The following is a 13,449-nucleotide window of genomic DNA, read 5'->3' as shown; positions in this document are numbered from 1 at the left end:
TCAAGGTGCCGCAGCCAGCCCGCCTCCTGGGCGCAGAACGGGTCCGGTGTCGCCGCGCCGAACTCCGCCAGCGGCACCGGGTTGGACCCCTCGGCGTCGGCCAGCACCAGCGAAACGGGCTCCAGCCGGAGCAGCACCGCGCCGTGCCCGAGGTCGAGCAGCCGGGGGTCCGGGCGAGCCTCGGCCACCCGGACGGCGGCGGCGCGGGCCCTGGCCCCGGTCAGCTCGCGCAGCCGACCGGTGATCCAGAGCAGCCCGCGCACCGGCTCGCGCAGCGGCACCGGCGCCAGGTCCACGATCTCCACGATCACCGCCGGCTCCGTGCGCGCGGCGGCGGCCAGGGCATGATCGGCCGGGAACAGCAGGCTCACCGCGCCGTCCGGATGCACGTGGTGCAGCAGCGGCGCGGCCCGCTCGGCCGCGCGCAGCACCGTGGCCGGCCCGAGCGCGGCGACGGTCCGGGCACGCTCGCCCGGGCGCGGAGTCGACGGGGTCATTTGCTTAGGGTAGCCTAAGTTGGCCGGTTCGCCGAATCACGATGGGGCGTCGGCCAGGCCGGTGCAGGCTCGCAACCCGGCGAACTTCGCGGTGATCCGCTCGGCCTCGGCTCCGGCAACCGGAATCGGCTGGCCGGTCTCCCGGGAGATGTAGGCCGGAACGAGTTCGGTCTTGGCGATCTTGGAATCGCGCAGAGTGACCCGAAGGACGCCGGTGTCGTTGGAGTAGGCGTCGTTCCACCACCACAGGAAGTTGCCCAGCCCGTAGGCCACGTAGGTGCGGCCCAGCCAGCCGTCGCCGAGCAGCAGGTGGGCGTGCGTGCCGGTGATCAGGTCGGCGCCGGCCCCGGCCAGCGCGCCGGCCAGCGAGCGCATCTCCGCCGTCGGGCAGTCGCTGCCCTCCTTGCCCCAGTGCATGATCACCACGACGACGTCGGCCTGCTTGCGGGCGTTGCGCACCGCGGCCACCGCCCGGTCCCGGTCCCGGGCGTGTGCGACGCCGGCACGCGTGTCGGTCGCCTGCCAACTCGCCTCCAACTCGTGCACCTGCGAGATGGCCAGGAACGCGATCCTGGTGCCGCCGGCCTCGGTGATCCAGGGCGCGAACGCGGCGTCCGCGTCCGGTCCGGCGCCGATCACCGGCACACCCGCCGCGCGGGCCGCGGCCAGGCTGTCGGCCAGACCCACCCGGCCGTAGTCCAGCGCGTGGTTGTTGCCCTGGGAGACCAGGTCGACGCCGGCCGCCTTGACGGCGTCGTAGGCGGCCGGCGGCGCGCGGAACAGGTACTTCTTCGGCTCGGCGGTGCCCCGGGTGGTGACCGCGGTCTCCAGGTTCACCACGGCGATGTCGGCGGCCCGGAACACCTCGGACACCGGGCCGAACGCGGTCTCCGGGTGGTTCAGCAGGCTGGTGGTCCGCTCGGCGAAATGCACGTCGCCGGCGATCGCCAGCACCACCTCGCCGGGGTTGCGGGCGGCCGGTGCGCTGGGCGCCGCAGCGCGCGGCAGGGCGACCGGCTCGAAGCCGGTGGTTGGTTGCGCGGCGCATCCGGCCGACACCACTGCGACCAGCAGCAGGGTGAACAACCGAGGTAATGAGCCACGCACCGCGCCAGGTTAGCGGCCAATTCACCCGTTCGAGTTGCGAAGTGATTCTTTCCGGTGTATCTGCGCTGTGATTCCGTCCAGCAGGTGCTCCAGGCCGTCGCGAAACCGCTGGTCCATGTCCAGGTGCGGGGTGGTGGCCTCGGTGATCACCCGGGCGAACAGCGGGTACCGCCCGCCCTCGACGATCTGCTTGACGTAGGCGTGCTGGGTGATCCGCCACTGGTCCTCGGTCAGCCCGGTGCGCCGGGTCTCCTCGGCCTCGGCCACCTCGCTCTGCACGAACATCCGGACGTGACCTACCAGGCTGAACACCGCGTTGAGCATCTCGTCGATGCTCAGCCCGAGGCCGTCCAGGCAGGTCAGCGCGTACTCCATGGTGTGCAGGGTGTTGGGCCCGAAGTTGGGTCGTCCGATGATCAACATGGCGGACCACGGATGCCGCAGCATGATCGCCCGGCCGCGTTCGGCCAGCCGGGTCAACTCGGTCCGCCAGTCCTCGGCCGGCACCTCCGGCAGCGGGTCCTCACCCTCGACGTGGTCGAGCATCAGCGCGATCAGGTCGTCCTTGGAGCCGACGTAGCGGTACAGCGACATGGCCCCGGTGCCCAGGTCCTGGGCGACCCGGCGCATCGACACCGCCGCGATCCCGGCCTCGTCGGCGATCTTGATGGCCGCGGCGGTGATCTGTTCCCGGCTGTAGGTCGGGCTCGGCCCCCGGCCGGGTCGCTCGGGCCGCATCCAGATGCTGCCGGGCACGTCCACGCCGCTCACCTCCCCGGGAAATCCTACTTGCGTACATCGTACCCAGTTAACTAGCCTCTCTGCGTACGATGTACCCAGAGGAGGGAGATCTCCATGGACGACCCGATCGTCCTGGTCGAAGACCTGCACAAGCACTACGGCAGGACCCACGCGCTGCGCGGCCTGGACCTGGCCATCCGGGCCGGCAGCGTGTGCGGCCTGCTCGGCCCCAACGGCGCCGGAAAGACCACCGCGGTCCGGGTGCTCGCCACCCTCGCCCAGCCGGACGCCGGCCGGGCCACCGTCGCCGGCCACGACGTGGTGCGCGAGGCCGACGCGGTCCGCCGCCGGATCGGCCTGGCCGGCCAGCACGCCGCCGTGGACGAGAAGCTCACCGGCCGGGACAACCTGCGCATGTTCGGCCGGCTCTGCCACCTGCCCCGCGCCGCGGCCCGCAGCCGGGCCGACGAACTGCTGGAGCGCTTCGCGCTCACCGAAGCCGCCGACCGGGTCGTGGCCACCTACTCGGGCGGGATGCGCCGCCGGCTGGACGTGATCGCCAGCCTGATCGTCGCCCCGGCCGTGCTGTTCCTGGACGAGCCGACCACCGGCCTCGACCCGCGCAGCCGCAACGAGATCTGGGACTGCATGCGCGAGCTGGTCGCCGACGGCACCACCGTGCTGCTCACCACCCAGTACCTGGACGAGGCCGACCAGCTGGCCGACCAGATCGTCGTGGTGGACCACGGCCGGGCCATCGCGTCCGGCACCCCCGACGAGCTCAAGGCCACCATCGGCGACCGGCTCGACGTGGTGCTGGCCGACCCGGCGGCGCTGCGGCCGGCCGGACACCTGCTGGCCGGCGTCACCGGATCCGAGCCCACGACCAGCCCCCCGGACCGGATCAGCGTGCCCATCGCACGCGGCTCGGTCAGCCTGGCCGGCGTGGTGCGCGGCCTGGACGACGCCGGGATCGCGGTCGCCGACGTGGCCGTCCGCCGGCCCACCCTGGACGAGGTGTTCCTGCGGCTGACCGAGCGGCCCGCCGGGCAGCGGCTGGAGGCGGTCCGATGACGACCCGGCTGAGGTGGGCCTTCGCCGACGGGTTGACCCTGGTCGGCCGCGAGGTCGGCCATCTGCGCCGCGCCCCCGGCCAGCTGGTCGGCAGCCTGATCTTCCCGGCCCTGCTGGTGCTGATGTTCGGCTACGTGTTCGGCAGCGCCATCGCGGTCCCGGGCGGCGGCAACTACCGGGAGTACCTGATGCCCGGGCTGTTCGTGATGGTCACGGTCACCGGGGTGATGGCGACCACGATGGTGGTGGCCACCGACGCCGGGCGCGGCGTGCTGGACCGGTTCAAGGCGATGCCGGTGGCCCGGTCCGCCGTGCCCCTCGGCTGGACCGGAGCCGACATCCTGATCGGGCTGTTCAGCACGTTCACCATGGTGGTCTGCGGGCTGATCGTCGGCTGGCGGCCGCACAACGGCGTGGCCGCCACCCTCGCCGCGTTCGGGCTGCTCACGCTCATGCGCTACGCGCTGTCCTGGGCCGGCGTGTTCCTCGGCCTCGTGGTGCGCGACGAGGAGACCGCCGACCGGATCATGCCGCTGGTCTTCCCGGTCACCATGGTGTCCAACACGTTCGTGCCCACCGAGGGCATGCCGGCGTGGCTGCGCACCCTGTCCGAATGGAACCCGGTCAGCGCCCTCGTGGCCGCCTGCCGGCAGCTGTTCGGCAACCCCCGGCCGGCCGGCACCGACCTGGCCTGGCCACTGGCCCACCCGATCCCGGCCACCCTGCTGTGGTCCGTCGTGCTGCTGGTGATCTTCGTACCACTGGCGGTGCGGGCCTACCGCCGCAAAAGCCGTTGAGACGCCGCCGGTCCTCCGGAGAGGCGGGCTAATCGGGCCCGCGTTGCGCCCAGGTCCAGGCGTAGCGCGGGTCCTCGCAGGCGTCGGCGGCCTCACCGAGGTCGAGCGGGCGGAAGGTGTCCACCATCACCGCGGTCTCGTCGAAGTAGTCCGCGCCGATGGACGCCTCGGCCGCGCCCGGCTGCGGGCCGTGGGTGAACCCGGCCGGGTGCAGCGACAGCGAGCCGATGCCGATCCCCGAACCCTTGCGCGCCTCGTAGTTCCCGCCGACGTAGAACATCAGCTCGTCGGAGTCCACGTTGGCGTGGTTGTAGGGCACCGGAATGGCATCCGGGTGGTAGTCCACCTTGCGCGGGCAGAACGAGCACACCACGAAGTTCGGGCCCTCGAAGGTCTGGTGCACCGGCGGCGGCTGGTGCACCCGCCCGGTGATCGGCTCGAAGTCGCGGATGTTGAACACCCACGGGTACAGGCAGCCGTCCCAGCCGACCACGTCGAACGGGTGGTTCGCGTAGGTGTACCGGGTCAGCCCGGCCCGGTGCCGGACCAGCACGTCCACGTCGGTGCCCTCGGCCAGCATCGGCTCGGTCGGGCCGCGCAGGTCGCGCTCGCAGTACGGCGCGTGCTCCAGGAACTGGCCCTTGGTGGACAGGTAGCGGCGCGGCGGCCCGATGTGCCCGGTCGCCTCCAGGATCAGCAGCCGCAGCTCGCCGCTGGGCAGCACCCGATAGGTGGCCGAGGTCGGGATGACCAGGTAGTCACCGGCGCCCACCTCGAGCGCGCCGTAGATCGTCTCCACCACACCGGAGCCGGCCTGCACGTAGAGCAGCTCGTCGCCGGCCGCGTTGCGGTACAGCGGGCTGGGCGTGGTGGCCGCGGCGAAGGCGATGGTCACGTCGGAGTTGCCGAACAGCGTGCGCCGGCCGGTCACCGCGTCGACATCGGCCGGCGACTCCCACTTCAGCTCCTGGCTGCGGAAGTGCCGTGGCTTGAGCGGATGGTTGGCGGTCAGCGAACCCCGGAAGTCCGGCACGGCCTGGGCGTCCACGATCGCCGTCGGCAGGTGGCGGTGGTAGAGCAGGGCCGAGTCGGACGAGAAGCCCTCCACGCCCATCAGCTCTTCGGCGTAGAGGCTGCCGGCCGGTGAGCGGAACTGAGTATGCCTCTTTCGGGGGATTTGACCGACCCGTCGGTAGTACGGCATTGCTCCTCCAGGCGTCCGAATAACGGACACCTTTGTTCAGTTGGCGATACAGCACTAGCGTGTCAGCCGTGTCAAGCGCCGCCCCGCTCCCTGCACCCCGTCACCGCGGCATTCCGCCCCTGCTCGCGCGGCTCGTCGACGACGCCGCGCTGTTCCCACCGGGCAGTGCCAGCATGCCGGATGCCGTGCGGTTGCACCTGGAGGGCCGAACCGGCCGGCACGCCGGGATCCTCGGGCTGTTCCTGTGCCCGGCGTCCCGGCTGCCGGAGCTGATCACCGAGCTGATCAAGGTCAAGCCGGTCAAGCCGGTGGCCCTGTCCCTGGTGATCGACACCGGCCTCGGCGGGGTGCCCAAGGCACTGTCCATCGTGGAGTCCCGAGTCGAACTCCTGGCGCTGCGCATGGTCGAGATGCCGGCCCCGTCCGACGTCGACGACGTGTGGCTGGAGCGGGTGTCGGAGTTCGTGCCCGAGGACGTCGTCCGGGTGATCGAGCCGCGCCGCGGCGGCCCCGAGTGGCTGGCCGGCATCCAGCGCGTCGTCGAGCACGGCAGCTGGCCGAAGCTGCGCTGCGGCGGGCTGTCGGTGCAGAACTTCCCCAGCATCGAGGAGGTGTCCGACTTCCTCACGGTGATCAACGACGGCGGCGCGTCGTTCAAGGCCACCGCCGGCCTGCACCACGCCGTGCGCGGGGCCGACCCGCAGACCGGCTTCATCCACCACGGCTTCCTCAACCTCCTGGTCGCCACCGCCCGGATGCAGTCCGGCGGCGACGTGCACGAGGCGCTCGCCATGACCGACGGCGCGGCCCTGTCCGAGGAGGCCGCGGCCCTGTCCGACCAGGCCCAACACGCCGCCCGCAGCGTGTTCGCCTCCTACGGCTCCTGCTCGCTCACCGAGCCGGTGGACGACCTGGCGCAGTTGGGACTGCTATGACGATGAGCGAGCTTGCGAGGGGGCGCGATGACCTGGATCGATGATCCCGAGTTCGCCGCCGACCGGCCGTTCGGTCCGCAGACGCTGCCCTACGGGGTGGTGGACGGCGGTGAGGGACCGATGGTCGCCGTCCGCGTCGGCGACCACGCCCTGCCGCTGCGCTCGGTGGAGAGCGCCCTGGGCGACGAGCTCGCCCCGGTGCTCTGGGCCGGCTCGCTCGACCCGCTGCTGGCCGCCGGGCAGGCGGTGTGGACGGCGCTGCGGGACCGGCTGCAGGACCTGGTGACGGTCAGCGTCGCGCCGCGCGGGGCGACCCTGCTCCCGCTGGCCGGCCTGCGGCCGGTGCTGGCCTTCACGGTCGGCGACTACGTGGACTTCTACAGCTCCCGGCACCACGCGGAGAACGTCGGCCGGATGATGCGGCCCGGCGCCGACCCGCTGCTGCCGAACTGGACCCACCTGCCGGTGGGCTACCACGGCCGGTCCGGCACCGTCGTCGTGTCCGGCACCGACATCGTCCGGCCGGACGGCCAGCGGCGCGGCCCGGACGGGCCGCAGTTCGGCCCCACCGAGCGGCTGGACGTCGAGGCCGAGGTGGGCTTCGTGTGCGGCGGTCCGCCGGCCCGGCGGGTGCCGGTCGGCGCCGCCGCCGAGCACATCTTCGGGGTGGCCCTGGTCAACGACTGGTCCGCCCGGGACATCCAGGGCTGGGAGTACCAGCCGCTCGGTCCGTTCCTCGGCAAGTCGTTCGCCACCTCGATCGCGGCCTGGATCACCCCGCTGGACGCGTTCGCCTCGGCCCGTATCCCGGTGGTGGAGCCGGACCACCCGCGGCTGGACTACCTGGTCGAGGACAAACCCTGGGGGCTGGACCTCAGCCTGGCCATCGAGTGGAACGGCACCGTGGTGTCCCGGCCCCGGTTCGCCGACATGTCCTACTCGTGCGCCCAGCAACTCGCGCACATGACCGTCAACGGGGCGACGGTGCGGCCCGGCGACCTGTTCGCCTCCGGCACCGTGTCCGGTCCGGAGAAGGAACAGCGCGGTTGTTTCCTGGAGCTGAGCTGGGCCGGCCGGGAGCCGGTCACGTTGGCCGGCGGCGTGCAACGGACCTTCCTGGAGGACGGCGACACGGTGTCGATCACCGCGACCGCCCCCGGTCCGGACGGGTCGCTGGTCGGGCTCGCCGAGGTCGCCGGCACGGTCGTCCCGGTTCAGGAGCCCTGACGTGGTCCGGCCGGTCCGGTCCCTGCCCCCGGCGTCGTCCGGGGCGCCCAGACCGGCCGCCAAGGAGAGCTCGCTCACGCTGGACCGCGGCCTGGCGCTGTTGCAGGCGGTGGCCGACTCCGACTCCGACGCCCCGACGATCAGCGACCTGGCCGCGCGGATCGGCGCCAGCCGGGCCGCGGTGTACCGGCTGCTGGTGCCGCTGCAGGAGCGCGGCCTGGTCCGCCGGGAGGGCTCCAAGGTCCGGCTGGGCCTCGGGCTGCTCCGGCTGGCCGCGAAGGTCGCGCCACAGTTGCGGTACGCGGCGTTGCCCGCGCTGCGCGAGCTGGCGGAGTCGGTCGGCGCCACGGCCCACCTGACCGTCGCCGACGGCGACGAGGCGCAGGCGGTCGCGGTGGTGGAGCCGTCCTGGACCACCTATCACGTGGCCTACCGGGTGGGCAGCCGGCACTCGCTGCGCCGGGGCGCGGCCGGTCGGGCGATCGGGCTGCGCCAGGGCGATGCGGGCTGGATCGGCAGCAGCGGTGAGCTGCAGAGCGGGGCACACGGCATCGCCGCCCCGGTGCGCGGGGTCACCGGCCTGCGGGCCAGCGTCGGCGTGGTGACCATGGAACCGCTGGACCCGAACGTGGTCGGTCCCCGGGTGGTCGACGCGGCGGCGGCGGTCGCGGCTGCGCTGCGCTGAGTCAACGCCGGTAGAGCGCCATCGGGATGCCGCCGCCGGGGCGCAGGGTCACGGTCGGCTGGGGGACCGGGCGGGCGCCCGGGACCAGGTCGAGCCGGAACCGCTGGGTGATGGCGGCGAGCAGCAGGGTCGCCTCCAGCATGGCGAACCCGCCGCCGACACACTGCCGCCGGCCGCCGCCGAACGGCAGGAAGGCGTAGCGGTGCCGGCCGGCCGCCGCGTCGGGCAGGAACCGGGCCGGGTCGAAGCCCTCCGGGTTGGGCCAGTGCGCGGGGTTACGGTGCACCAGATACGGCGAGGTGATCACGATGCTGCCGGCCGGGATGCGCATTCCGGCCACGGTGTCGTCGGCGGTCGGCTGCCGTTCGATGATCCACGCCGGCGGGAAGAGCCGCATCGACTCGGACACCACGGCCGCCGTCCACTCCAGCTTGTCGGCGTCCTCGGCGACCGGCGCCCGCCCGGCCAGCACGTCGTCCACCTCGGCCGCCAGCCGGTCCCGGGCCTGCGGGTGGGTGGAGAGCAGGTAGAGGGTCCAGGCCAGCGCGTTGGCGGTGGTCTCGTGCCCGGCCAGCATGAAGGTCATCAGCTCGTCGCGGACCTGATCCTCGGTCATGTCGGCGGCCAGCAGCATGTCCAGCATGTCCGGCCGGTCCGGTCCGGGTTGGGCGCGCCGGGCGGCGATGATCCGGTCGACGACCGCGCGCAGGTGCGCCTCGGCCCGCTCGGAGCGGCGCCGGTTGGGGGTGCGCCACTTCTCGAAGTTCGGCACCAGCCAGAACAACGGGCTGCGCACCACCTTCATGTAGGCGGCCAGCACCGTGGTGAGGGCCGGACCCATCCCGTCCGCCTCACCGGTCAGGTCGGCGCCGAACAGGGTGCGACCCACCACGTCCAGGGTGAGCTCGCTCATCTCCGCGGCCGCGTCGACGACCGTGCCGTCGGGCAGCGCCGCCCAGCCGTCCAGCAGGCGGGTCGCGGCGCCGGACATGGCCGGCGCGAACCCCAGCACGTGTCGCCGGGCGAACATCGGCTGGACCAGCCGGCGCTGCCGGGCCCAGCTCTCGCCCTCGTTGGTCAGCAGGCCGTCGCCGAGCAACTCCTTGAGCGGCCGGTAGGTCGGCGCCTTCACGTAGTTCGCCTGGTTGGCCACCAGCACGTGCGCCACGTCGTCCGGGTTGGACAAGAGGAACACCAGGTGCCCGCCCACCGAGGGGACGGTGACCCGGTCCCCGTAGTCGCGGAACAGCGTGCTGATCAGCTCGAGCGGGTCGCGGCGCAGCCGTGGGAGCATGGCCAGCGCGGCCCGGCCGCGGGGTCCCGGAAGCGCGTCCATGACCCCAACCTACTCACGCGTTAAAGACTTGCCATAGCGCGAGCAGGGCGAAACCGGCGAAGACGAACCCGGCCACCCGCTGGATGAGCCGGGGCCGCAGCCGGCCCCGGATCTTGCCGCCGAGCAGCACCGCGATGCCGGCCACGGTGGTCAGCGCCAGCCAGCCGCCCAGGCCGACCGCGACCGGCGCGGAGAACCGGGCGGTCAGCCCGGCGATGGCGAACTGCGAGGCGTCCCCCCACTCCGCGGCGAACAGCACCCCGAACGAGGTCAGCGCGGCCCGCAGGAACGACACCCGCGCCGGCCCGGACGCGGTGGCGTCGGCGGCCTCGTCGTCCTGCCGGCCGAACCCCTCGCGCAGCAGCAGCACCGCGCCCAGCCCGAACAGCGCCGCGACCACGGCCGCCACCAGCCGGTCCGGCAGCAGGGTCAGCAGCGTGCCGAACGCCACCGCGATCACGCACTGCACCGCGAACGCGGCGCTGACCCCGACGAACACCGGCAGCCCCCGGTAGCGGGTGGTCAGGATCAGGGTGGCCACCATGGTCTTGTCCGGCAGCTCGACCACGAACACCAGCAGGAACGTGGTACCGACGGCGACCAGCTCGGACGGCATGGCCTGACCCTAGATCGGGACCAAGGTCCTGGCCGGGCAGGACCGGAAGACCTGCCGGGGCGCGCGACCGGCCGGGACAGTTGCGGGTGGATCCCCCGGCCGGGAACCACCCGCCTTACCGGACCGGGACTCCCGCCCGGCGTGCGATCCGTACCCAGCACGCCGGGCGTCGGCCTACCCTGGGACCTCGCGATGGACTCCTCCCTGGCCGCGCGCACCCTCGGCGCCTCGACCGAGATCGCCACGGCGGCGCTGTCCGGTGACGACCCGGACGCGGTGCTGGGCCTCGTGGTGCGCCGGGCCGCCGAACTGGCCGAGGCCGACCTCGGCCTGCTGATGGCCCGGGCGGCGGACGGCTCGCTGACCGTCGAGGCGGCGCACGGCGCTCCGGCGGCGGCTACCGTGCCGGACGGCTTCGAGCCGGTCGGGCTGGTGCTCTCGGCCAGGTCGGCGGCCGCGCGGGTGGCCCGCAGCGGCGTCCCGGTGGTGGTGGACGACGTGGTCACCGACCCGAGCACGGCCCCGTTCGTGCCGCGTGAGCTGCGCCGGTACGGCCCGTTCGCGGCCGCGCCGTTCGGCACCGCCGAGCGCAGGCTGGGCGCGCTGACCGTATACCGGCGGCGCGGCGCGGGTCCGTTCACCCCGGCCACGGTGGAGATGCTGGCGGCGTTCGCCACGCAGGCCGGTCTGGTGCTGGTGCTCTCCGAGGGCACGCTGGCCCGGGAGCGGATCGGCCTCTACGAGGAGCGCGAGCGGATCGCCCGCGACCTGCACGACGTGATCGTGCAGCGGCTCTACGCCGCCGGCATGCAACTCGACCTGCTGACCAGGCGCCCGGCCCGCCGGCTGGCCCGGGCCGACGCGGTGCGGCTGGCCGAGGCGGTGGACCTGCTGGACGCCACGATCGCCGACGTGCGCGCGGTGGTGCGCCGGCTGCGCAACCCGGACCCGGCCCCGGCGCCGCCTGCCGACCTCGCCGAGTCCGCCCGGTTGGAGGTGGCCACCGCCGGTGAGCTGCTCGGCTTCGTGCCGTCCTTCGAGGTGGTGGGGGACCTGCGGGACGTGCCGGCGGCGGTGGCCGACCACGCCCGGGCGGCGCTGCGCGAGGCGCTGTCCAACGTGGTCCGGCACTCGGGGGCGCACACCGTCGCCGTCCAGCTGCGCCGGGACGCCGCCGGGCTGCGGCTGGTGGTGTCCGACGACGGCTGCGGCATCCCGCCCGGCGTGACCCGGCGCGGCCTGGCCCATCTCGAGGAGCGGGCCGCTCAGGTCGGCGGCCGATGCGAGGTGAAGTCCTCGGCGCGGAAGGGAACCACGATAACGTGGGAGGTCCGCCTGGCCGCCTGAATGGGGAGCAGCATGTCCGGCACTTCGGCGTGGCGGGACGTGTACCTGGCGGTCGGTGCCCGGGCGATCTCCACCTGTGGCGATTTCCTGGCCGCCACCGCCCTGGTGCTGGCCATGCAGGAGCGCGGGGCGGGCGGCGGCGCGGTAGCCGGGGTCCTGATCGCCGCGGCGCTGCCACCCGTGCTGCTGGCCCGGTGGACCGGCCGGCTGGCCGACCGGGTGGACAGCCGGCTGCTGCTGATCGGGGCCGGCCTCGCCCAGGCCGCGGTCTGCGTGGCGCTCGCCTCGGTCGGCAACGTCGCCGTGATCGTGGCCCTGGTCGCCGTGCTCGGCTGCGGCCTGGCGGTGACCGCCCCGGTCGCGGCCGCCCTGCTGCCGGCGATGGTCACCCGCGCCGACCTGCCTCGCGCCAGCGCACTGGCCCAGACCGCCACCTCGATCGGTCTGCTGCTGGCGCCGGTGCTCGGCGGGGTGCTGACGGGTCAGTTCGGGTTGCGGGTTCCGCTGCTGGTGGACGCGGCCAGCTTCCTGGCCCTCGCGGCCGCCGGGCTGCTGATCCGTACCCGGCGTGGCCGGCCGGCAACGGCCGGCGCGGCGGACCGGCCGGCGTTTCGGCTGCGCGCGGACATGCTGCTGTGGAGCATGTTCGTGCTGGTCGGCGTGGTGCTCACGGCGGTGTCGGCGGTCAACGTCGCCGAGGTGTTCCTGGTGCGCGACGTGCTGGGCAGTTCGGCGACGGTCTACGGCCTGCTCGGCGCCACCTGGACCGGTGCGATGCTGGCCGGCGCCTGGCTGCTCACCCGCCGCGGCTTCGACGACGCCGGACTCGTCACGGTGCTGCTGGTGATGTTCGCGGTGACCAGCCTTGGCGTGTTCGCCACCGGCCTGGTTCCCGCGGTGGGCTGGATATTTCCGCTGTTCGTCCTCGGCGGGATGGCCAACGGCGCCGAGAACGTGGCGGCCGGCCTGCTGATCGCCCGGCGGGTGCCGGACGCCGTGCACGGCCAGGCCTATGCCGCCTACGGCGCGGTCACCGGGGCCGCGGTCGTCATCGGGTACCTGGTCGCCGGCCTGGTGGTCGGGCCGCTGCCGGTTCGCTGGGTGATCGCCGGAGCCGGGCTGCTCGGCCTGCTCGCCACCGCCGTGCTGGCCGGGCCGATGCTGCGCGGACGCCGCGTTTCTCGCCGGCCGGTTGGCAGCTCGGCCGGTGCCACGTCCGGGCCGCCGCCAGCGTGACCGCACATCCTCAGGAACCGGACCGGCGGGCCACCCAGGCCACCGCCTGAGTGCGCCGCTCCATCCCGAGCTTGGCCAGCACCGAGGTCACGTAGTTCTTCACGGTCTTCTCGGCCAGGAACAGCCGCTCGCCGATCTCCCGGTTGGACAGCCCCTCGCCGAGCAGCGCCAGCACGTCGCGCTCGCGCTCGGTCAGCGCCCCCAGCTCGTCGGTCGCGGCGGCCTTGCGCATCCGGTCCAGCAGATGCGCGGTGGTCAGCGGGTCCAGCAGCGAACGCCCGGCCGCCACCTCCCGGATCGCATGTACCACGTCCTGGCCGCGCACCTGTTTGAGCAGGTACCCGGACGCCCCGGCCATGATCGCCTCGAGCAGGGCCTGCTCGTCGTCGAAGGCGGTCAGCACCAGGCAGTACGGCGCAGGCTGGAGCGACCGCAGCGACCGGCACAGCTCCACGCCGTTGCCGTCGGGCAGCCGCACGTCCACCACCGCCACGTCCGGCGCCGCGGCCGACGCCCGGGTCAACCCCTCCGCGGCGGTGCCGGCCTCGGCCACCACCTCGATGTCCGGTTCCCCGTTGAGCAGGTCGCGCAGCCCGCGCCGGACGATCTCGTGATCGTCCACGAGGAGCACCCGGATCGCCACGGAT

General features: G+C 73.5%; 13 protein-coding genes and 1 pseudogene. 7 read left to right on the top strand and 7 right to left on the bottom strand.

From position 1 onward, the window contains the following. The 3 genes and pseudogenes from VFO68_RS25535 to VFO68_RS25525 all read right to left on the bottom strand — a co-directional run. Positions 1–497: pseudogene (locus tag VFO68_RS25535) on the bottom strand (DUF2470 domain-containing protein); the annotation flags it as partial. Positions 498–533: 36 nt separating this feature from the next. Continuing rightward, a complete protein-coding gene (locus VFO68_RS25530; protein WP_325160920.1) occupies positions 534–1,604 on the bottom strand; it encodes a CapA family protein in 1,071 nt (356 codons plus the stop codon). A 21-nt stretch (positions 1,605–1,625) separates the two neighbouring features. Further along, positions 1,626–2,375, bottom strand: coding sequence for a TetR/AcrR family transcriptional regulator (locus VFO68_RS25525; protein ID WP_325160919.1), 750 nt, complete (start codon positions 2,373–2,375; stop codon positions 1,626–1,628). An 84-nt stretch (positions 2,376–2,459) separates the two neighbouring features. Here VFO68_RS25525 and VFO68_RS25520 point away from each other — a divergent pair, with 84 nt between their 5' ends. Continuing rightward, on the top strand, positions 2,460–3,419 hold the full coding sequence (locus VFO68_RS25520; RefSeq protein ID WP_325160918.1) for an ATP-binding cassette domain-containing protein: 960 nt from the start codon (positions 2,460–2,462) through the stop codon (positions 3,417–3,419). After that, positions 3,416–4,216 carry an ABC transporter permease gene (locus tag VFO68_RS25515; protein ID WP_325160917.1) on the top strand — a complete coding sequence of 267 codons (801 nt, stop codon included), beginning with the start codon at positions 3,416–3,418 and terminating at the stop codon, positions 4,214–4,216. Before VFO68_RS25520 ends, VFO68_RS25515 begins: the two co-directional genes overlap by 4 nt. A 28-nt stretch (positions 4,217–4,244) precedes the next feature. On the opposite strand, the gene VFO68_RS25510 is transcribed toward VFO68_RS25515, so the two are convergent. Further along, entirely contained in the window at positions 4,245–5,420 is a 1,176-nt protein-coding gene (locus tag VFO68_RS25510; protein WP_325160916.1) for a homogentisate 1,2-dioxygenase, read from the bottom strand. A 68-nt stretch (positions 5,421–5,488) separates the two neighbouring features. On the opposite strand from VFO68_RS25510, the gene VFO68_RS25505 reads away from it, so the two are divergent. The 3 genes from VFO68_RS25505 to VFO68_RS25495 are packed head-to-tail and all read left to right on the top strand — an operon-like array spanning position 5,489 to position 8,267. Next, positions 5,489–6,355: a hypothetical protein gene (locus VFO68_RS25505; RefSeq protein ID WP_325160915.1), complete on the top strand. Its 867-nt coding sequence runs from the start codon at positions 5,489–5,491 to the stop codon at positions 6,353–6,355. A 27-nt stretch (positions 6,356–6,382) separates the two neighbouring features. After that, positions 6,383–7,582, top strand: coding sequence for a fumarylacetoacetate hydrolase family protein (locus VFO68_RS25500; protein WP_325160914.1), 1,200 nt, complete (start codon positions 6,383–6,385; stop codon positions 7,580–7,582). A gap of 1 nt (position 7,583) precedes the next feature. Next, complete coding sequence (locus tag VFO68_RS25495; RefSeq protein WP_325160913.1) at positions 7,584–8,267, top strand: helix-turn-helix domain-containing protein; 684 nt, start codon at positions 7,584–7,586, stop codon at positions 8,265–8,267. 1 nt (position 8,268) lies between these two features. Here the strand turns inward: VFO68_RS25495 and VFO68_RS25490 are convergent, their stop codons facing one another. Then, positions 8,269–9,603, bottom strand: coding sequence for a cytochrome P450 (locus tag VFO68_RS25490; RefSeq protein WP_325160912.1), 1,335 nt, complete (start codon positions 9,601–9,603; stop codon positions 8,269–8,271). 13 nt (positions 9,604–9,616) lie between these two features. After that, complete coding sequence (locus VFO68_RS25485) at positions 9,617–10,219, bottom strand: TMEM165/GDT1 family protein (RefSeq protein ID WP_325160911.1); 603 nt, start codon at positions 10,217–10,219, stop codon at positions 9,617–9,619. 192 nt (positions 10,220–10,411) lie between these two features. Between VFO68_RS25485 and VFO68_RS25480 the strand changes: the two genes are divergently transcribed. Beyond that, positions 10,412–11,566, top strand: a complete 1,155-nt coding sequence (locus VFO68_RS25480; RefSeq protein WP_325160910.1) for a sensor histidine kinase — start codon at positions 10,412–10,414, stop codon at positions 11,564–11,566. Between the two features lie 12 nt (positions 11,567–11,578). Beyond that, positions 11,579–12,802, top strand: coding sequence for an MFS transporter (locus tag VFO68_RS25475; protein ID WP_325160909.1), 1,224 nt, complete (start codon positions 11,579–11,581; stop codon positions 12,800–12,802). A 10-nt stretch (positions 12,803–12,812) separates the two neighbouring features. Here VFO68_RS25475 and VFO68_RS25470 read toward each other — a convergent pair whose 3' ends face one another. Continuing rightward, positions 12,813–13,445, bottom strand: coding sequence for a response regulator transcription factor (locus VFO68_RS25470; RefSeq protein ID WP_325160908.1), 633 nt, complete (start codon positions 13,443–13,445; stop codon positions 12,813–12,815). Between the last annotated feature and the right edge of the window lie 4 nt (positions 13,446–13,449).

The sequence above is a fragment of the Actinophytocola sp. genome, from assembly GCF_035712165.1.
Lineage (GTDB): Bacteria > Actinomycetota > Actinomycetes > Mycobacteriales > Pseudonocardiaceae > DASYTH01.
This window is presented reverse-complemented; position numbering and strand designations above follow the sequence as displayed.